Source organism: Thioclava atlantica, from assembly GCF_000737065.1.
In the GTDB taxonomy this organism is placed as follows: domain Bacteria; phylum Pseudomonadota; class Alphaproteobacteria; order Rhodobacterales; family Rhodobacteraceae; genus Thioclava; species Thioclava atlantica.
Map to the genome: position 1 here is coordinate 148,207 of NZ_AQRC01000006.1, position 18,772 is coordinate 166,978.

At 66.8% G+C, this 18,772-nt stretch carries 19 protein-coding genes and 1 tRNA gene; 8 read left to right on the forward strand and 12 right to left on the reverse strand.

The features are described from left to right. Position 1 precedes the first annotated feature (1 nt). Together DW2_RS09435 and tsaD are read right to left on the reverse strand one after the other, a co-directional pair. On the reverse strand, positions 2-958 hold the full coding sequence (locus DW2_RS09435) for an NAD(P)H-dependent glycerol-3-phosphate dehydrogenase (protein ID WP_038145736.1): 957 nt from the start codon (positions 956-958) through the stop codon (positions 2-4). Next, positions 955-2,049 (reverse strand): tRNA (adenosine(37)-N6)-threonylcarbamoyltransferase complex transferase subunit TsaD, encoded by a 1,095-nt coding sequence (gene tsaD, locus DW2_RS09440; RefSeq protein ID WP_038145738.1) that lies wholly within the window; start codon positions 2,047-2,049, stop codon positions 955-957. Before tsaD ends, DW2_RS09435 begins: the two co-directional genes overlap by 4 nt. 73 nt (positions 2,050-2,122) lie before the next feature. Here tsaD and DW2_RS09445 point away from each other — a divergent pair, with 73 nt between their 5' ends. The 4 genes from DW2_RS09445 (at position 2,123) to DW2_RS09460 (ending at position 5,836) form a co-directional block, all read left to right on the forward strand. Next, positions 2,123-2,845, forward strand: coding sequence for a uroporphyrinogen-III synthase (locus DW2_RS09445; RefSeq protein WP_038145740.1), 723 nt, complete (start codon positions 2,123-2,125; stop codon positions 2,843-2,845). A gap of 69 nt (positions 2,846-2,914) precedes the next feature. Next, a complete protein-coding gene (locus DW2_RS09450) occupies positions 2,915-4,216 on the forward strand; it encodes a COG4223 family protein (protein WP_051855772.1) in 1,302 nt (433 codons plus the stop codon). 10 nt (positions 4,217-4,226) lie between these two features. After that, a complete protein-coding gene (locus tag DW2_RS09455; RefSeq protein ID WP_038145742.1) occupies positions 4,227-5,708 on the forward strand; it encodes a heme biosynthesis protein HemY in 1,482 nt (493 codons plus the stop codon). Between the two features lie 52 nt (positions 5,709-5,760). Next, a tRNA-Thr gene (locus DW2_RS09460) sits at positions 5,761-5,836 on the forward strand. A 70-nt stretch (positions 5,837-5,906) separates the two neighbouring features. Here DW2_RS09460 and DW2_RS09465 read toward each other — a convergent pair. From DW2_RS09465 to DW2_RS09485, 5 genes are all read right to left on the reverse strand, one after another. Then, positions 5,907-7,004 carry a flagellar basal body P-ring protein FlgI gene (locus tag DW2_RS09465; RefSeq protein WP_038145743.1) on the reverse strand — a complete coding sequence of 366 codons (1,098 nt, stop codon included), beginning with the start codon at positions 7,002-7,004 and terminating at the stop codon, positions 5,907-5,909. After that, a complete protein-coding gene (locus DW2_RS09470; RefSeq protein ID WP_038145745.1) occupies positions 7,001-8,005 on the reverse strand; it encodes a flagellin in 1,005 nt (334 codons plus the stop codon). Before DW2_RS09470 ends, DW2_RS09465 begins: the two co-directional genes overlap by 4 nt. A 1-nt stretch (position 8,006) precedes the next feature. Then, positions 8,007-9,461 carry a flagellar hook-associated protein FlgK gene (flgK, locus tag DW2_RS09475; RefSeq protein ID WP_038145747.1) on the reverse strand — a complete coding sequence of 485 codons (1,455 nt, stop codon included), beginning with the start codon at positions 9,459-9,461 and terminating at the stop codon, positions 8,007-8,009. Positions 9,462-9,491: 30 nt separating this feature from the next. Next, the gene (locus DW2_RS09480; protein WP_038145749.1) at positions 9,492-10,826 is read right to left on the reverse strand and encodes a flagellar hook protein FlgE; all 1,335 of its coding nucleotides are present in this window, start codon (positions 10,824-10,826) and stop codon (positions 9,492-9,494) included. Between the two features lie 94 nt (positions 10,827-10,920). Next, positions 10,921-11,769: a flagellar motor protein MotB gene (locus DW2_RS09485; RefSeq protein ID WP_038145751.1), complete on the reverse strand. Its 849-nt coding sequence runs from the start codon at positions 11,767-11,769 to the stop codon at positions 10,921-10,923. Between the two features lie 123 nt (positions 11,770-11,892). Here DW2_RS09485 and DW2_RS09490 point away from each other — a divergent pair, with 123 nt between their 5' ends. The 4 genes from DW2_RS09490 to DW2_RS09505 are packed head-to-tail and all read left to right on the forward strand — an operon-like array spanning position 11,893 to position 15,739. Further along, the gene (locus DW2_RS09490; protein ID WP_038145753.1) at positions 11,893-12,528 is read left to right on the forward strand and encodes a paraquat-inducible protein A; all 636 of its coding nucleotides are present in this window, start codon (positions 11,893-11,895) and stop codon (positions 12,526-12,528) included. Beyond that, positions 12,525-13,142, forward strand: a complete 618-nt coding sequence (locus tag DW2_RS09495; protein WP_238321301.1) for a paraquat-inducible protein A — start codon at positions 12,525-12,527, stop codon at positions 13,140-13,142. Before DW2_RS09490 ends, DW2_RS09495 begins: the two co-directional genes overlap by 4 nt. Next, positions 13,139-15,163, forward strand: coding sequence for an MlaD family protein (locus DW2_RS09500; protein ID WP_038145756.1), 2,025 nt, complete (start codon positions 13,139-13,141; stop codon positions 15,161-15,163). Before DW2_RS09495 ends, DW2_RS09500 begins: the two co-directional genes overlap by 4 nt. A gap of 12 nt (positions 15,164-15,175) precedes the next feature. Further along, positions 15,176-15,739, forward strand: a complete 564-nt coding sequence (locus DW2_RS09505) for a PqiC family protein (protein ID WP_051855776.1) — start codon at positions 15,176-15,178, stop codon at positions 15,737-15,739. Here the strand turns inward: DW2_RS09505 and DW2_RS09510 are convergent. From DW2_RS09510 to DW2_RS09530, 5 genes are all read right to left on the reverse strand, one after another. Next, complete coding sequence (locus tag DW2_RS09510; protein WP_038145911.1) at positions 15,727-16,263, reverse strand: flavin reductase family protein; 537 nt, start codon at positions 16,261-16,263, stop codon at positions 15,727-15,729. The genes DW2_RS09505 and DW2_RS09510 overlap by 13 nt on opposite strands. An 81-nt stretch (positions 16,264-16,344) precedes the next feature. Continuing rightward, positions 16,345-16,812 carry a DoxX family protein gene (locus DW2_RS09515; protein ID WP_038145759.1) on the reverse strand — a complete coding sequence of 156 codons (468 nt, stop codon included), beginning with the start codon at positions 16,810-16,812 and terminating at the stop codon, positions 16,345-16,347. Then, positions 16,809-17,579 (reverse strand): HvfC/BufC N-terminal domain-containing protein, encoded by a 771-nt coding sequence (locus tag DW2_RS09520; RefSeq protein ID WP_051855779.1) that lies wholly within the window; start codon positions 17,577-17,579, stop codon positions 16,809-16,811. Before DW2_RS09520 ends, DW2_RS09515 begins: the two co-directional genes overlap by 4 nt. Then, positions 17,563-18,405 (reverse strand): MNIO family bufferin maturase, encoded by an 843-nt coding sequence (gene bufB / locus DW2_RS09525; RefSeq protein ID WP_038145760.1) that lies wholly within the window; start codon positions 18,403-18,405, stop codon positions 17,563-17,565. The genes DW2_RS09520 and bufB overlap by 17 nt, the downstream gene beginning before the upstream one ends. Positions 18,406-18,458: 53 nt before the next feature. Next, positions 18,459-18,737, reverse strand: a complete 279-nt coding sequence (locus DW2_RS09530) for a BufA1 family periplasmic bufferin-type metallophore (RefSeq protein WP_051855782.1) — start codon at positions 18,735-18,737, stop codon at positions 18,459-18,461. Positions 18,738-18,772: the final 35 nt, after the last annotated feature.

The window sequence follows — 18,772 nt, forward strand, 5'->3', positions numbered from 1 at the left end:
CTCATTCCTCCTTCAGGGGGCGCGCGAGAAGGCTCTGCATCGCCTCGCTCACGCCGATTTTCTCTTCGGTCAGGGCTCTCACCATGGCGGCGATCGGAGTCTCGATTCCGCGCTCGCGGGCCAGCCGGTCGAGTGCTTTCGCGGTGGCGACGCCCTCGACGGTGATCGACGGGTCGAAGCCCTCGCCCGAACCGATCGCCCGGCCCAGCCGGAAATTGCGCGACTGCGCCGAGGTGCAGGTCAGGACGAGATCGCCGAAACCGGACAGCCCCGAGAGCGTTTCGGGCCGGGCGCCGAGCGCGAGCGCGATCCGCTGCATCTCGGCGAAACTGCGGGTCATCAGGGCCGCGCGCGCGGACTCGCCGAGGCCGGCCCCGATCACGGTTCCGGCGGCGATTGCGTAGACATTCTTGAGCGCACCGCCAAGCTCCGCCCCCGTCGTGTCGGTGGTGCGATAGAGCCGCAGCGTCGGGGTCGAGAGTTCGGCCTGCAGCTCTTCCGAATGATCGGTGCAGGCCAGGGTGAGCGCGGTCGGAAGCCCCCGCGCGATATCGGCGGCAAAGCTCGGCCCGGTCAGGACGGCGGCGCGCGCTCCGGCGACATGGGCGCGGATGAGCCCGGTCGGACCCTGTCCCGTGGCCAGGTCGATGCCCTTCGCGCAGGAAACGAGGGTCTTTCCCGCCAGCGCCTCTGCATGGGCCTGAAGAAAGCCCGCCATCTGCTGCATCGGCATCGCCAGAAGAAGGGTCTCGGCGCTCAGGGCGGTTTCGATATCCGATGTCACCGTAAGCGTCTCGGGCAGTTTCACCCCCGGCAGGCGGCGCGCGTTTTCCCGGCTCTCGGCCATCTCGTGCACCTGCTCCGCGCCGCGGGCCCACAGCGTGACAGGGCCCTTCCGGGCGAGGCTGACCGCAAGCGCGGTGCCGAAAGCGCCCGCTCCGAGAACCGCGATGCTCATGCCTTCGCCCCCTTCTTGCCCGAGCCCAGAAGCGGCGCCGCGCTTTGGTCGAGCGGCCAGCGGGGGCGCGCCATCAGATTCATCCCGTCGCGCGCCCCGAGCCGGAATCGCTCGATTCCGGCCCAGGCGATCATCGCCGCGTTATCGGTGCAAAGCCGCAGGGGCGGGGCGCGGAATTCGACGCCCATTTCCCGTGAAACAGTCTCTAATCCGGCCCGGATGGCGCTATTTGCCGCGACGCCGCCCGCCACAGCGAAAGCAGGATGAGCGGGCGCATGGGTCAGATAGTCCGTCAGCGCCCGGCGCGATTTCTCGACGAGGACATCGGCCACCGCCTGCTGGAACGAAGCGCAGAGATCGGCCCGGACCGCGCGCGGCAGCCCGCCATGCTCGGCCACGACCTGATCGCGGGCGCGCAGAAGCGCCGTCTTGAGACCGGAAAAGGACATGTCGCATCCGGGCCGGTCCAGCAGCGGGCGCGGAAAGGCGAACGCCTTGGGATCGCCGGACCTCGCCTCGGCCTCGACGGCGGGGCCGCCCGGTTGCGGCAATGCCATCAGTTTCGCGGCCTTGTCGAAGGCCTCGCCCGGCGCGTCGTCAATCGTTCCGCCCAGCCGGGTGAACTCCTCGGGCCCATGCGCGATCAGAAACTGGCAATGCCCACCCGAGACCAGCAGCATCAGATAGGGATAGGCCAGCGCGTCGGTCAGCCGCGGGGTCAGCGCGTGTCCGGCCAGATGGTTCACGCCGACAAGCGGCAGACCGGCGCCCGCGGCAATTCCCTTTGCGCACATCACGCCCGACATCACCCCGCCGATCAGGCCCGGCCCCGCAGTCACCGCGATCCCGTCGAGATCCTCGATGCCGATCCCCGCCTGGCTCAGCGCCTCTTCGACGCAAAGATCGAGCTTCTCCGCATGGGCGCGCGCGGCGATCTCGGGCACGACGCCGCCATAGGGCGCGTGCAGTTCGGTCTGGCCGGCCACCACCGAGGACAGGATCTCGGGAGTGTCGTCGCGCAGGCGCACGATCGCCGCCGCGGTATCGTCGCAGCTCGATTCCAGTCCCAGGAAGGTGAGCGATCTCGTCATCGGGCGCCATGTTGCGTGGCTGTTGCATCGCAGGTAACACCGGGGAGAGGTTCACACAATCCCGGGGCGGCGCATGGTCGGCAGCGAAGAACGACCGATTCTTCTGGTGACGCGGCCCGGAGAGGGGGCGACACGCTTTGCCGAGGCCTTCCGGGCGCGCTTCGGAGCGGATTGGCCGGTGATCCTCTCGCCCCTGATGCAGATGTGTCCCCTCGCGGGAGATCTGCCGGGGGCGGGTGTCCTGATCTTTACCTCGCAACATGCGGTGTCGGCCTTTGCCGCGCGCGAAGAGGGGCGGGGTCGGCGCGCCTATTGCGTGGGGCGGCGCACGGCCGAGGCCGCCCGCGCGGCGGGCTTCGACCCGATCACGGGGGCGGGGGATGCGCGCGCGCTCGCGAGCAGGATTATCGGCGATCGTCCGGCGGGCCTGCTTTTGCATGCACGCGGCGAGGAGGTGGCCTTCGATCTCGCAAAAGCGCTCAATTCCGCTGGAATAGAGACGAAAAAGGCGATCCTCTACCGCCAGGAAGCGATCCCCCCGAGCCCGGAAGCGCAGGCGGCCCTTGCGGGAGTCCGGCCCTGCCTCGTGCCGCTCTTTTCTCCCAACGCGGCGCGGCGCATGTGCGACATCTTGCCGAGCGCGCCCGCTCCGCTTCTGGTCGCCGTGATGAGCGAGGCGGTGGCGGCGGCCTGTCGCGGCGTTGAATTCAAGGCTCTCGAATGCGCCGCACGCCCCGATGAGGAGGCCATGCTCGACGCGCTCGCCACTTTGCTGCAGCGGCAAAACGCGGGTTGAGCCGGACGGGGCGCGCTTCTAGATTGATGCATGCGCGTAATTTTGGCGTGGTAGTGGAGGGCGCAGGTCATGGCGAAACGGACAACCCGGAAATCTCAGACCGAGGGGCAGCCGGAAGACGCGCCGGAAAAGGACGAGACGACCGCCGCTGCGAGCGAGGTCGACAACGCGCCCGCTGAGAGCGACGAGACCGCGGCAGGCGAAACTCCTCCGCAAAGCGATGCAGCGCCGAGCGCCGATCGCGTGACGTCCGAGGAGCCGGAAGCCCCCTCCGGGCAGGCGCCGGAGACGACCGCAGCAGAGGCTGAAACCACGGCCGAGCCCAGCGAAGAGACCGCAGCCGTCCCCGCGGGCGAAAGCGCCGCTGCCGAAGAGCAAGCGCGGAGCGAAACGGAAACCGGCCCGGCACCCGCACCGCCGCCCCCCGTCATCGTGAAGCGCGGCGGATTCGTTCCGGTCGTGCTCGGCGGTGTCGTCGCTGCGGCGATCGGCGCGGGGGCTGTCATCTACGCGCTGCCGCATCTTCCCCCGCAGCTTTCCGGCCTGCTGCCCCAGCCACCGCAACAGACTGACCTTCAGGCGGCGCTGGATGCGAAGCTCGCCGCCCAGACCAAGAAGATCGACGCGCTGGGCGAAGAACTCGCGAGCCTGAAATCCGCAACTCCGCCCGCGCCCGATCTGTCGGGTGTGAAATCGGTGCTCGACCAGATCACCGCGGATGTGGAGGCGAACAAGTCGGCGATCGCGGATCTGGGCCAGCAGATCAAGGCCCTGCCGCAGCAAGGTGACGGCTCCTCGCAGGCGCAGATCGAAGCGGCCGCGAAGGCGGCCGAGGATCGGATCAAGCAGGCCGAGGCGCAGGCCGAGCAGCTCAAGGCGCAATCCGAGGCGGCGGCGAAGGCGGCGATGGTTCAAGCGGCCGCCGCACGGGCCAAAGCCGCGCTCGAGATGGGCGCGCCGCTCGGTCCCGCTCTGGCGGATCTGAGCGCAGCCGGGGCATCGGTTCCCGCCGCGCTCAGCGCCGAGATCCCCAGCCAGCAATCGTTGCAGCAAAGCTTCCCGGATGCGGCGCGGGCCGCACTGGCCGCCGCGCGTCGTACCAAGGCGGGCACCACGCTGAGCGACCGGATCGGCGCTTTCCTTCTGGCGCAGACGGGCGCGCGTTCGGTTGCGCCGCGCGAAGGCAACAGCCCGGACGCGGTTCTGTCGCGGGCACAGGCCGATGTCGATGCGGGTCGTCTGGGGGCGGCTCTCGACGAGATCTCCAAGCTTCCCGATGTCGCGCAGGCTCCGCTTTCCGACTGGGTCGCCAAGGCGAAGACGCGGCTTGCCGCGATCGACGCGGTCACCCAACTCGGCGCGACGCAGTAAGGAGGCGGGAATGGTCTGGTCTTTCATCAAAATCGCGCTGTTCATCGTGGTCGTAGCGGCGGCGACGCTCGGCTTCGCGCATCTGGCCGACATGTCGGGCGGGCTGCGGGTCACCACGATGGGAATGGAATTCAGCCTCGGGCCGCTGCAAACGGTGATCGTCGCGATCCTCGCCTTCGTGCTGGTCTGGTTCACGATCAAGCTGGTGGGGCTCGTCGTGGCCTTCCTGCGCTTCCTCACCGGCGACGAGACGGCGCTCACCCGCTATTTCGACCGCAATCGCGAGCGCAAGGGTTACAAGGCGCTCTCTGAGGGGATGATGGCGGCCGCGGCGGGCGAGGGGCGTCTGGCGCTTTCGAAGGCCGCCAAGGCGGAGCGCTTTCTTCAGAAGCCGGAACTGACCAATCTGCTCACCGCGCAGGCGGCGGAGATCACCGGCGACCGGAGCAAGGCCACCGAGGTCTACAAGCGGCTTCTTCAGGACGAGCGGACGCGGTTCGTCGGGATCCGAGGATTGCTGCGGCAGCGCCTCGACGAGGGCGATACCGACACGGCGCTCAAACTCGCGCAGAAAGCCTATGCGCTCAAGCCCGGCCATCGCGAGGTGCAGGACACGCTGCTCGACCTTCAGACCCGCAAGGGCGACTGGAAAGGCGCGCGCGAGGTTCTCAAGACCAAGCTGCGCCAGGGCGAGTTGCCGCGCGACGTTCACAAGCGCCGCGATGCCGTTCTTGCCCTGCAGGAAGCCAAGGGCGTGATGGAGGAAGGCGCGAGCCTCGAGGCCCGCGAAGCCGCGATCTCGGCGGCGAAATCCTCGCCCGACCTGATCCCGGCGGTGGTGATGGCCGCGCGCGCCTATCTCGACAAGGACAAGCCGAAGGCAGCGGACCGAATCCTGCGCAAGGCCTGGGAGGTCCAGCCGCATCCCGATCTTGCCGCGGCCTATGCCGAGATCGCGCCGAACGAGACTGCCGAGGCACGTCTCAAGCGGTTCGGCAAGCTGCTTGCGCTGCGGCCGGATCACGAGGAAACCCGGCTCCTGAAAGCCGAGCTCTCGATTGCGGCGGAAGATTTCCCCGCGGCGCGCCGTGCGCTCGGCGATCTGGTGGAAACCCATCCGACGGCGCGGGTGCTGACCATCATGGCGGCGGTCGAGCGCGGCGAGGGCGCCGATGACATGGTCGTACGCGGCTGGCTCGCCCGAGCCCTGACGGCCCCGCGGGGCCCGCAATGGTGCTGTGACAAATGCCACAACATCCAGGCGGAGTGGGCGCCGGTTTGCGACAATTGCGGCGGCTTCGACACGCTGAGCTGGCGCGAGCCGCAACAGGCCCAAGCGCCGCTCCCGCATGGGGCCGAGATGCTGCCCCTGATCGTCGGGAAACCCGACAAGCCGAAGGCCAGCGAGACGGAGAAAGCCGAAATCGCCGAGGCCGAGATCGTCGAAAGCGAGGAGCAGTCGGCAGGAGAGGCGGAAACCGCGCCGAAGTGAGCATTTTGGGGCTACACATCCCCGATCGGTCATGCTAATCGCCCGCCACGGCGCCGGTGTAGCTCAGCTGGTAGAGCACGTCATTCGTAATGATGGGGTCGGGGGTTCGAGTCCCTTCACCGGCACCAGTTTTCCCGCTCCGAGCGGGCGCACGGCGGGGCCTCTGGCCCCGTTTCGTGTTTTCCGGGCCTGCGTTCTTCAGTTCACGAGAAATTCCGCATGGAGCGCGCCCGCGGCATTGATGCTTTTCAGGATATCGATCATGTCGCGCGGGCTGACGCCGAGCGCGTTGAGCCCGGCCACGACCTGGGACAGCGAGCTGCCCTCGGCCATTTCGGCCATGCGGATCCCCGGCTCCTCCGTGAGCGTCGCCTGCGAGCGCGGGACCACCACGGTTTCGCCGCGGGCGAAGGGGTTGGGTTGTACGACGAGCGGGCTTTCCTCGATCTTGAGGGTCAGGTTGCCCTGGCTGACCGCGACGCGGGAGATCCGCACATCCTCGCCCATCACGATCGTCCCCGAGCGCTGATCGACGACGACCCGCGCGCGCTGTTCGGGTTCGACCCCCAGCGTTTCGATGCGGCCGATCGCATGGGCCACGGAACGCGCGCCCGTCGCCTTGATCGACACGGCGACCGTTCCGCCATCGAGCATCTCGGCAACGCGCTGGCCGAAGGCGCGGTTGATCGCGGTCTCGATCCGGCCTGCAGTGGTGAAATCGGGGCTGCGCAGAGCGAGCCGAATCATCGACAGATCGTTGATGGCGAAGTCGATCTCGCGCTCGACACGGCCGCCCGAGGGGATGTTTCCCGAGGTCGGAACGCCCTGCGTGACCGAAGCGCCTTCGCCCTGGGCCGAGACCCCGCCGGCGATGATCGTGCCCTGGGCCACCGCGTAGATCTCTCCGTCGGCGGCCTTGAGGGGCGTCATCACCAATGTGCCGCCAAGCAGGCTCTTGGCGTCGCCGATGGCCGAGACCGTGACGTCGATCCGGCTTCCGGCGCGGGCGAAGGGCGGAAGGGCGGCAGTGATCATCACCGCGGCGACGTTCTTGGGGCGGAATTGCTCTCCGGTAACGTTAACGCCGAGGCGCTCGAGCATGTTCGACATGATTTCTTCGGTGAACGGGGCGTTGCGCAGCCCGTCCCCCGTGCCATTGAGGCCGACGACGAGGCCGTAACCGATCAGGTCATTGCCGCGCACCCCATCGAATTCCACGAGGTCCTTGATCCGGATCGGAGCGGCTGCGGCGAATGATGGGAGCAGGAGGGCCAGGATCAGCAGGAGCCGTGTCATCGCATGTACTCCGTCATCGAGAGGGCCGAGAGTCGCGAGGTGAGCGTGTAGAGCGTCTCGATCTGGCTCCGCACGGCCTCGAGCGCAGTGGCGCTCTCGTATGGATCGGCGCCTATCAGGCTTGCCCGCGCGAGATCGAGCGCGGCGCTTTCGGCGCCGTTGCGGGTGGTCGTGGCTGCAATGCGGGCCTCGATCGTGCCGATCTCCGCGGCGAGATCGGTCAGCGCGAAATCGGCCGCGGCAATCTGCTCTCCGGCTGCGGCAGTCATCGTGCTGCGGGCCGGCAGGTCACCGGCGAAGAGCCCGCCATCGAGGAGAGCCGCGGTCGCGAAGCCTTGCATAGCACTCAGAAGGCGCGGGTCGGTAGCGGTGACATCGAGGCGCAGACTGTCTCCCTCTCCGAGGCGGAAGACGGTTTGCGACGCGCTGCCCTGGTAGACGGTGGCGGCAAAGCCGGTCGGTTGCGCGAACCAGTCCGCGATCCGCGCGAGCGCATCTGCAGGATCGGTTGCCCCGGCGAGTTCCGTGGAAAGCGCCGAGAGGATCGCTTGCGGATCGGGCAGGGGCGCGGTGTCGATCGCGGCACCGGAAAACGCATAGCGGCCGGCCGCATTGGTGTTGAGCGTGGCGACGAGGGTGGAAAATTTCGTCGCGGCATCGGCGACGCTCGCGTCGATCATCGTTGCCGTGCCCGTCGCGGCCGCCGAAAGCAGCGGCACGCTCGATCCGCTCGCGAGCGAACGGATCGTTTCGACGGCGCGCTGCATCGTTCCGGCGTGGAGATCGGCCTCGACCGCGGCGGTCCGATAAGCGGCAAGCGTGGAGCGGCTCTGATCGATCTTCGCCAGGGCGGTGAAATCGCCTGACACGGCGGCTCCGAGATCGGAGCGGATGCCGGTCATCACCTCTTTGGTAAGCGAAGTCATCGCCGTCTTGAGCTGCTGATCGTGGCGGCGGAGCTGGAAGGCCTGGGCCATATCCCCGAAGGAAACGTAATTCATCCTACAACTCCAGAAGTTGTTTGATCAACGTGTCGACGGTCTGGATCACCCGGGCATTCGCGGCATAGGCCTCTTCGATCTGAAGGAGTTTCTGCAACTCGCGATCGGTGTCGACGCCATCGGCGAGCGCCATTTCCTTGAGCGCGCCATGGCGCGTCGCCGTGAAGCTTTCCCGGGCATCGGCCGAGAGACGGGCGCTGGCGCTCGCGGAGAGAAGATCGGCCGCGAGGCCGGCGCTGGAACGCGCTCGCGGACCGAAACCGCCCGAGGAGGGCGTCACTTCGCGCGCGAAGGCATCGGCCAGGCGCGAGAGTTGCTCGGAATTGCCGGGCGCGCCGGGCAGTGCGGCGCCAAGCCCGTCGCGCAGCCGCCAGAGTGCGCCGCCGCGCTCGGGATCGGCCAGGGCAGTGACCTCGATCCGGCCGCCAAGCCCGATCTCGTCGGCAGGGTCGACGGGGTTTCCACTATCGGTGAAAAGACCCGGCGCACCAGGCAGGAGGCTCGGGTCGGTCGCCGGATCGGAGAAACGCTCGATCAGGTTGCGGGCATAGCCGTCGATCCTGCTCTGGGCCTGCGGCGCCAGCTCGTCGCGGATCGCGAAGAGGGCGCCGAGCGAGCCCCCGCCCAGGGTACGATCATCCGCGCTTGAAACGGGCATGTCGTTGAGCGTGAGACCCGAGAGCGCGCCGCTCGCCTGAGTCATGTCCGCGGTAATCACGCCGACGGGTTCGAACCCGATTTTCGCGGGGCTGCCCTCGAGAAGGATTGCACCGCCGGAGGTGAAAAGCGCGATCCGGCCGTTCTCGCGGGCAACCTGCCGGACCGGGACGATCCGTGAAATGTCGTCGACAAGGGCCTGACGCTGATCGAGCAGCGCGTTCGCATCATGGCCCGAGGCCCGCTCCGCCACAATTTTTGCATTGAGATCGTCGATCCGGACGAGGGACTCGTTGAGGTGGCCCACCTCCTGGGCGATCCGCCGATCCGCTAGGGCCCGGCTGTCCTGAACATGATCGGTGAGCCTGTTGAGATGATCGGAGATGGAGGTGGCCGCGTCGAGAACCGCGGCAAGGCGCGCATCGCTTTCGGGCCGGCTTGTCGCCTCGATCAGGCGGGACTCGAAAGTGGCGAGCTTTTGCGAGAGGGAGGCTGGATCTTCCGGATCTCCGATCCTGCTTTCGAGATCGGCATGGAAGCCTTGGCGCAAAGAAGCGTTCTGCATCTCCGCATCGGCGAGTCTCAGGTCGCTGCGCAGGCTTTCGTTCACGATCCGGTCGACCGAGAGCACGGCCACGCCCGCGCCCTGACGGCCGAGCATCTGTGCGCCCAGACGCACCTCTCGGCGGGCATAGCCCTCGGTCATCACATTGGCCGTGTTCGAGGCCACGGCCTCGGCCATGCGCGAGGCGGCAGTGAGCCCGGATACAGCGTTCGATAGGGTCTGCGAAATGCTCATCGTGCTCTCCTGGTGCCGCCCCGTTCAGGGTCAGCGTTTGATATTCGTCGTCTCCTGCAACATCTCGTCCACCGTCTGGATCACCTTCGCGTTCGAGGTATAGGCGCGCTGGGTCTGGATCAGGTTCGTCAGTTCCCGCGCGACATCAACCGTCGATCCTTCGCGCGCATAGCCCTCGATCGAGCCGGTCGGTCCGTCGCCGGCATCCCACAGGAAGAAGGAGCCCGAGGTGGGCGAGACCTGGAATGTCTGGTTGTCGAGGGCGATCAGACCGTTCTGATTGGGCACGTCGACGAGCGGGATCTGGTAGACGGTTCGGATGAAGCCGGTGTCGTAGGTCGCCTTGAGATACCCGTTCTCGTCGATCTCGACCGCCGTGAGGTTGCCCACGGGCGATCCGTCCTTCGTGATCGAGGTCGGCGCGAAACTGTCGGAGAGTTGGGTCAGGCCGTTGGTGTCGCCGATCGTGCCGATCGTCATCTCGAGCGGGCCGCCCGCGACGGTGAGGTCCAGCAGCCCGGACGCGGGATCGTAAGCGCCGCCCGAAACGACCGTCACCGAGGCCAGGGTGCCGCCATTGCCGCGGCTGGCGTCGAAGGTGAGAGTGTATTCGCCGATGATGCTTTCGTCGACGGCGGGGGTCGCGGGATCGTCCACCGAGGCGGAATCTCGGATCACCATCGTCCATTCATTCGAGGAGCCGGTTGCCGGAACGCTGGGCGTGAAGGTGATGTCGAGCGTCTCCGAGGTGCCGAGATTGCCGAAATATTCGACCGAGAGCGGCAGCGCCTCCCCCGTCGAGCCGGCCTCGGTGTCGACGGCGGGCAGGTTGACGCCGAGATTCATCCGCGTCGTCGGGTCGCCGGCGGTCTGGTTCGCGTTGATCATGACCGGGGCGAGCCCGGAGGTGGTGTCGCGCGGCAGGACCGGGATCGAGCCATCGGCATTGGCGGGCCAGCCGAGCAGAACGAGGCCCGACTCGGTCCGCAAGGTGCCGTTCGCATCGGTCCGGAACGCGCCCGTCGTCGTCATCATCAGGGGTTGTTCGCCGGTCGTGTTGTCGACCGAGACCGAGGGAACGACCGGCAGCATCCCGCGACCCGCAACGGCGATATCGAGGGCGTTGGCCGTGCCGATAAGGGCGCCCCTCTCCTCGATCAGGCGGGTCGTGTCGGCGCGCACGCCGCCCGCGGAATAGGCCCCCGCGCCACGTGCCTGATTGATCACCATGCTTTCGAATTCGGCGATGGCGCGCTTGTAGCCATAGGTGCCCGAATTCGCGATATTGTCCGAGATCGTGGCGAGCCGGGTGGCATTCGCGGCCAACCCGGCGACGCCCGCGTTCAGCGAGGAGGAAATCGACATGTTGCGCCTTTCTGCTGCGTGCCTACTCTTGCGGGCAGAGTGGCGCACGGAGGCTTAAGATCCTCCTAAGCTCCAGGATCTTTCGCCGACATGGTTAGCGCAGGCCGCGCAGGAGAACGATCTCCAGCCGGTTGTTGCGCGGGTCCATGGGCCGCGGGACGCTTGGCTTGCGGTCGGCAAATCCGGTGACGCGTTCGATCCGCGAAGGCTCGAACCCGGCCCCTTCGAGCAATTCGCGGGCTTGCTGGGCCCGGGCGGAGGAGAGCTGCCAGACCGGGTCGCGTACGAGCATCTTGGGATAGGCGCGGACATGGCCGTTGAGCGCGATATCGTTGCGCACCAGCGCGAAGACCCGCGCCAGCATTCCGGCAAGCTCGCGCAGGACGGGCCTGGGCGTGGCGCTGTCCGCCTCGAAGAGCGGCGCTCCGGGAAGGTCGTAGAACTCGACGATCAGACCCTCGTCGGTGACCCGTGTGACAATATGCCGGGCGAGCTGACGGCTGACCATCGATTCACCGCCGCCCCCCTTCAGGGCCTGTTCGATCGCGCGCGCGGTCTTTTCGAATTCGGCATGGTCGGTGTCGCGCTTGTCCTCCGCCGAGCCTTGCCCGCGGGCCTGCCTCTCTTCGGTAGGACGCTGCGCGCTGGCGCCGGTCCCGGTCTGCGCGATCTGATCCTCGGAGAAGACCGAGTCGCCGCCGAAGGCACCCTCGCCCCCGCCGGAAATGCGATTGATCGGGATCGTCGGATTGAAATAATCCGCAATCCCCTTGCGTTGTTTCTCGGTCGTCGCGTTCAGCAACCACATCAGCATGAAGAAGGCCATCATCGCGGTGACGAAATCGGCATAGGCCACTTTCCACGCCCCACCGTGGTGCCCGTCGCCGCCGGAAACCTTCTTGCGCTTGATGATGATTGGCGCCGCATTGTCGCGGTTGCTCATCCCACCACCTCATTTCACCCGCCCCCGGTCTAACAAGGCTCGCTTAAGGCATCGTTGACAGCTAAAATGCTTCGATTTCTCGCGACGGCTTGTCGCGCCCAAGGCATTCGCTAGGTTTGTTCAATGGCCGAAACTTCCGCCCCCGCGAAACTGGACCCGGCAGAGCTGATCGCCTGTCCGCAATGCGACGCGCTGCACCGCGCTGAGCATCTCCCCGAGGGTACCCGTGCGCGCTGCGTCCGGTGCAAGACGCTGCTCATCGTGCCGAGGGAGCGCTCGTTCCTGCATGTGATCGCGCTTTCCTTCACCGGGATGATCCTGATGATCGGGGCGATCTTCTTTCCCTTCCTCGAGATCTCGGCGCGCGGGCTGACCCATGAAAGCTCGATCTTCGGCGTCGCGATGGCCTTTTCCGACGGGTGGCTCGCGCCGCTGGCCTTCGCGGTGCTATCGATGATCGTCGCGATCCCGGTCTTTCGGTTCCTGGCGCTGATCTACACGCTCTGGCCGCTGGCCAATGGCCAGCCCGCCTGGCCCCATGCGGCGCTGATCTTCCGGCTCGCCGAAGAGGCGCAGCCCTGGGCGATGGCCGAGATCTTCATCATCGGCACCGCGGTCGCGCTGGTGAAGATCGCCGGGCTCGCGCAAGTGTCGCTCGGGCCCGCCTTCTGGGCCTTCTGCGTGCTGATCATTGTCACCACGCTCAAGAATTCCTTTGTCAGCAAATGGGTCATATGGGACGAGATCGAGCAGAAATGAACGTGCTGACCGCCACCGATGCCGGCTTCACCGGCTGCACGCGCTGCGGCCGGGTCTGGCCTCGTGAGGACAGCCATTGCGGGCGTTGCGGGGCCAAGCTGCATACCGTGGACCGGCACGGTCTGCAGGCGGTCTGGGCGTGGTGGCTCGCCGGCCTGATCTTCTACATCCCGGCCAATTTCTATCCGATGCTGCTGACCCAGACGCTGACCGGGGAACAGAAGAACACCATCGTCGGCGGGGCGATCGAACTCTGGCGCCATCACAATTACGGGGTGGCGCTGATCGTTTTCGGCGCGTCGGTGCTGATCCCGATCGGCAAGTTCATCGCGATCGCCTATCTCGCCCTCGCGGTGGGCAACGAGCGTCGCCGCGGCGGCCATCCGCATCTGCACCTCTACGAGGTGGTCGAGTTCATCGGGCGCTGGTCGATGATCGACGTCTTCGTGGTCGCGATCCTCTCGGCGCTGGTGCAGCTTGGCTTCGTGGCATCGATTCATCCCGGGCCTGCCGCGGCGTCTTTCGCCCTTTCTGTTGCATTCACCATGCTCTCGGCCCAAAGCTTCGACCCGCGCCTGATCTGGCGCGGCCCTGAAAGAGTGACTTCTGCATGAACGACACGCCCGAGCCCGGCCCCGCGAAACTCGAGACCTCGCAAGCGCCGCGTCCGATCTGGACGCGGCTCTCGGTGGTCTGGATCGTGCCGCTTCTGGCGCTCGTGGTGACGCTCGGCGTCGCCTGGAAGACATTCGCGGACCGGGGCGCGCTGATCGAGATCGACTTCAAGGATGCCACGGGGGTCGAGATCGGCACCCCGCTGAAGTTCCGCGAGGTTCAGGTCGGCAAGGTCGAGACGATCGGCTTCACCGCGGACCTCACGCAGGTGCGGCTCGGCGTCCGGGTCGACAAGGACGTCGTGCCCTATATCGACACCGAGGCGAAGTTCTGGCTGGTGCGTCCTGAGGTTTCGGCGCGCGGCATCCAGAATCTCGGGACGGTGCTTTCGGGCACCTATATCGAGGGCTACTGGAACGACAAGCCGAAGGGCCAGAAGGCCCTGTTCGAGGGGCTCGACCAGCCGCCGATTTCCCCGGATTCGACGAAGGGCACCCTGATCGAACTGCGCGCGAAGGAGGCGGGCGGCATCGCCGATGGCGCACCGGTTCTCTATCACGGGCTCACTGCCGGGCATCTGCAGAACCTGCGGCTCGACAAGGACGGCTCGGGCGTCGTCGTCGATGCCTTCATCGACGCCCCCTACAACAAGCTCCTCTCGACCCAGACGCGGTTCTGGGACACGTCCGGCTTCTCGGTGAAGTTCGACGCCTCCGGCCTGAGCCTCGACGTGCAGTCCCTGGCGACGCTCGTGCAGGGCGGCGTGGAGTTCGAGACCTTCACCAGCGGCGGCGACATCGTCGATAGCGGTCACGCGTTCCGGCTCTTCACCAGCCGCGATACGGCGGAGAATTCGGTGTTCCAGTCCGATGTCGTCGATCCGCCGCGCTACACGCTTCTCTTCGACGATCCGGTGCAGGGGCTCGAGGTCGGGTCGAAGGTTCAGTTCCGCGGGGTCGAGGCGGGCGAGGTGACAGCCCTCGCGATCAAGATCCGCACCGATTCCTCCGGGCAGCGCTACGCGCAGCAGCAGGTGACGATCGCGCTCTCGCCCGACCGTCTGGGGCTTGCGCGCGATTCCAAATCGGATGCCGTCACGCAATTCCTGCAAGGCGAGGTCGAGAACGGCCTGCGCGCACGGATCGCGGCGATCGGGCTGCTGGGCGGGACGATGGTGATCGAACTGAGCGACGTGCCGGACCAGCCCAAGGCCGAGATGAACCTGAACGCGGACCCCTTCCCGACCATTCCGACCGCGCCCGCGGCCGAGAACGATCTGGCGAAATCCGCCGAGGGCGTCTTCAAGCGCATCGAGGGGCTGCCGATCGAGGAAGTCCTCAGCTCCGCGATCCGCGCGCTCGACTCGATCTCGGCTGTGGCCGAGAGCGAGGACACGCGCAAAGTGCCGGGAGAACTGGCGGGGCTGCTGGAGCAGCTGCGCACCTTCGCGGGCGATCTCAACAAGAAGGATGCGGCGGAAAAGACGGTGAAGGCGCTCGACCGGGTGACCGAGGCGGCCTCCTCGGTGCTCGAGGAAATCGACGGTCTGCACGAGACGCTGGCCTCGGCCGACCGGGCGGCGACCGCGATCGCGGACATGCCGCTCAACGATATCGGGCAGAAGATCGACCTGATTCTCGCGGATATCAACGGTCTCCTGAACAAGCCGGGCACGCAGGACCTGCCGCAATCGCTCAACGCGACGCTGGAACAGACCGCGAGCCTGCTCAAGGAGCTGCGCGACGCCGGCGCCGCCGAGAAGCTGAACCAGACGCTCGATGCGACGCAGCAGGCGGCCGGGTCGATCTCGCAGGCGGCCGACCGCCTTCCCGACCTGACCGAGAAGCTCCAGGCCCTGATCGACCAGGCCCGCGCGCTGGTCTCGACCTATGGGCAGGGCTCGAACTTCTCGAGCGAAACCCTCACCACCCTGCGCGAGCTGCGCCGGTCGATCGCGGATATCGGCTCGCTCGCGCGGATGATCGAACGTAACCCCCGCGCCTTCCTGCTGGGCCGCTGACAGGAGATGACGATGTCCGGACTGCGCCTGCTCCCGCTCTGCCTATTGGCTCTGGCGGCCTGTTCCGACCCGGAGAAGGTCGCACGCTACCCGATCGACCCTCCCACCGCGCAAAAGGTTCTGCCCGACCGCCTGGGCCGGGCTGAGCTGCGCGAGGTGACGATGCCGCAATACGCGACCGCGCAGGAGATCCCTTACCAGACGGCGGACGGGGCGCTGCGCTCCAATCCCGACAACCTCTGGGCCAACGATCCGGCGCAGGCGGTGACGCAGGCTCTGGCGCGGCAGATCTCGGGGCTCACCGGGGCGACGGTTCTGGCAGAACCCTGGCCGCTCTCGTCGCCGCCCGCGCGCCGCATCGAGGTGCGGATCGAGCAGATGCTGCCCGGTTCCGACGGATTGCTGCATGTGGCCGGGGTCTATTTCGTCACGCCGGCCGGCGGCGAGATCGGACGCGACATCGTGCGGCGGTTCGATTTCACCGTGCCGATTGCGGATCAGGAACCGGGAACGATCGCGAAGGCGCAAAGTCTCGCTGTGACCGAGCTCGCCCGGCGGATCGCTCAGCTCGGCTGAGCGTCGGGGACGAAGCCGCCGAACTGGCCGCCCGAGAAGATGAGCGGCGTGCCGTCCGGGTCGGCGGTGAAACGGGTGACGCGGCCGATGATGATGGTGTGATCGCCGCCGTCATGGCGCGCCTCGGTCACGCATTCGAACCGCGCCAGCGTATCGGCCAGCAGCGGCACGCCATCCTCGTTCATCGTGTAATCGAGCCCGTCGAAACGATCCCCGCTGCGCGTGAAGCGGCGCGCGAGACCGGATTGATCGTGGCGCAGCACATGCACCGCGAAGGCGGGGGCTTCGGTGTAATGCGCGTGGCGCATCGAGGAGCGCGCGGCCGACCACAGGATCAAAGCGGGCGACAGCGAGACCGAGGCGAAGCTGTTCACCGTGATTCCGATCGGGTTGCCCTCTCCGCCGCATTCGCAGGCGGTGACCACCGTCACGCCGGTCGCGAACCGTCCGAGCGCGTCACGCAACAGGCGCGGTTCGGCCGGATCCGGCACATGGCCCCGCCCCGAAGCTTCGGCCCGGTCCATCGCGGCTTCGATATCGTCGCTCTCGCGCATGCGCTCTCCCTTCGGACCCACAGATAAGGGCCCGGGCCGGGAGGGCAAGCCTCAACGTTCCAAACCGAGCGCCCGGTCGAGGGAAAACCGTCCCGGTCCCTTCGTGATCACGACGAGAAAGGCAGTGGCCCAGAGCCCATGCGTGACCCAGGCGCCCGGATAGACGAAGATCTGGATCACCAGCGTCATTCCCAGAAGGGCGAGCGCGGCGGCGCGGCTGGCAAACCCGAGAATGAGCAGCACGGGAAAGAGATGCTCGGCCGTCGTTGCCATCACCGCCGCCCATTCATGCGGAAGGAAAGGCAGGTCGTATTCGTATTCGAAGAGCGTGTAGGTCGCGTCGCGGATCGAGAACCCCTCGACCTTGGTGCGGCCCGACATCCAGAACACCACCGCGGGAAACACCCGTGCGGCGATCAACAGGATATCCTCGGGGAGCGCCGATAGCGCGGAGGCGAACGTCCGGTAGAGGCGAAACAGAGGCTGTTTCGGCGCCGAAGCGCGGGGTGTGCCCATCATGTCTGATCCTCCCTGTGGCCCGCGCCGACGATCAGCGCGTTCTCCAATAGCAGCGCGAAGGCGGCGTTGAGATCGAAGCCGTCCCCGGCATGCGAATGCGCTTCCGCGACGTTCGCGCCCTCCATCAGATGGGCGAGAAACCGTCCGGTCGCGGGCGTGATCACCACCGTGATCACATGGGCGATCCCCCTGCGCGCCACCAGCACGGTTTCGGCGCACCATTGATCGGGCGCGGGCGGCCGCGGCCCGTCAGGCTGCTGCGAGGCCCAGATCGACCCTGCCGGCGTGGCGAGCTGCAGGATCTGGGTGGACGGGTGCAGGTAGAGCTGAAGACCCTCACCGATACGTTCCGCGAACCGGCGCAGATCCTCGGGGCGCAGGGGAGCGGCATCCTGCGCATGATAGGCGCGGCTGCGCGCCCATTCGATCCGGGCGATGTCCGGAAGATAGGGAAGATCGGAAAGCGTCTCTGTTTCCGCCAGAAACAGCGCGAACCGACCGCCCCATTCGGTCAGGATCGGGGTGCGGGGCGGATGGCGCTCGATATAGAGCGCGGCGAGGCCTGCGAAACATTCGGGGCCGACCAGTCGCTCCACAACCGGGTAATGCCGGGCGAGCGCCCGCGATAGCCCGTGCGCGACGTTGTTGCGGTAGACGCGGAAGCGGTGTTCCGTCTCCGAAGGCGCAGTGCTCGTCGCGCCTTCGGGTACCGGCCCACCGGAAATCCCGCCAAGGAAATTCCGCGCGAATTTACGATGCGAGCGCATGGGACGCCCCCGCCAATATGCCTCCGGCGCGCTCGGCCTCCGCCATCAGCGTCGCGAAATCGGGCAGGTCGTTATCCCATTCGATCAGGCTTGCGACAGGCCCGGTTTTCGACACTGTTTCGGCGAAAAGTGCCCAAACCGGTTCGGCGACGGAGCGCCCGTGACTGTCGATCAGAAGCGGACCCGAGGGAAGCTCCTCCTCCTCGTGGCCCGCCAGATGGATCTCGCCCACCTTCTCCAGCGGGAACCGGGCCAGGTAGCCCCGCGGATCGCTCCGGTGGTTCACGCAGGAGACGAAGACATTGTTCACATCAAGCAGCAGACCGTAGCCGGTGCGCGCCGAGATCTCCGCCAGAAACGCGGTCTCGGGAATGTCGGATTCCTCGAACAGCAGATAGGTCGCGGGATTTTCGAGCAGGACCTGCCGACCCAGATGGGTCTGAAGCTGGTCGATGTGATCGCAGATGAGGTTCAGCGTCTCCCGGGTGTAGGGCAGGGGCAGCAGATCGTGCATCCAGATCCCGTTATGGCTGGCCCAGGCGAGATGTTCGGAGAAGCTTTCGGGTTCGTAGCGGGCGCAAAGTGCGCTGAGCCGGTCGAGATGGTCCGTATCGAGAGGGTCCGGGCCGCCGATCGACAGGCCGACGCCGTGGATCGAGATCGCATAATCCTGTCGCAGCCGCTCGAGCATCGCGTGGGGCATCCCGCCCGCACCCATGTAATTCTCGGCATGGATCTCGAAAAACCCCAGATCGGGTTTCGTTTCGGCGATCGCGGGGTAATGTTCGGGTTTGAACCCGAGCCCCGGTTTTGCTGGCAGTCGCATCTCGTCTCCTCCCTGAAGAGGCGGGGAGGGCCTGGCCCACCCCGCGCCTGTGATCACATCTCCTTGGGCTTCAGCGACCCCATGCCGTGCGGAGTCTCGATCGACTCGCAGGTGCCGGCGGGAACGAGTTTCCAGGCATTCGCCTGATAGTCCTTCGTCGCGGTCCCCGCGCAGGTCGTGCCCGGACCGGCCGCGCAATCGTTCTGGCCGGCGAGCGCGACGCCGTAGCACTTCTCCATATCCTTCGACATGTCGTCGGCGTGAGCCGCGCTGGCGAGCCCGAGCGCGCAGGTCAGAGCGGTGGCGATGCCAAGGGTGGTTTCGGTCTTCATTCTTGATCTCCCTGATTGGATCGGACCCGGAATGG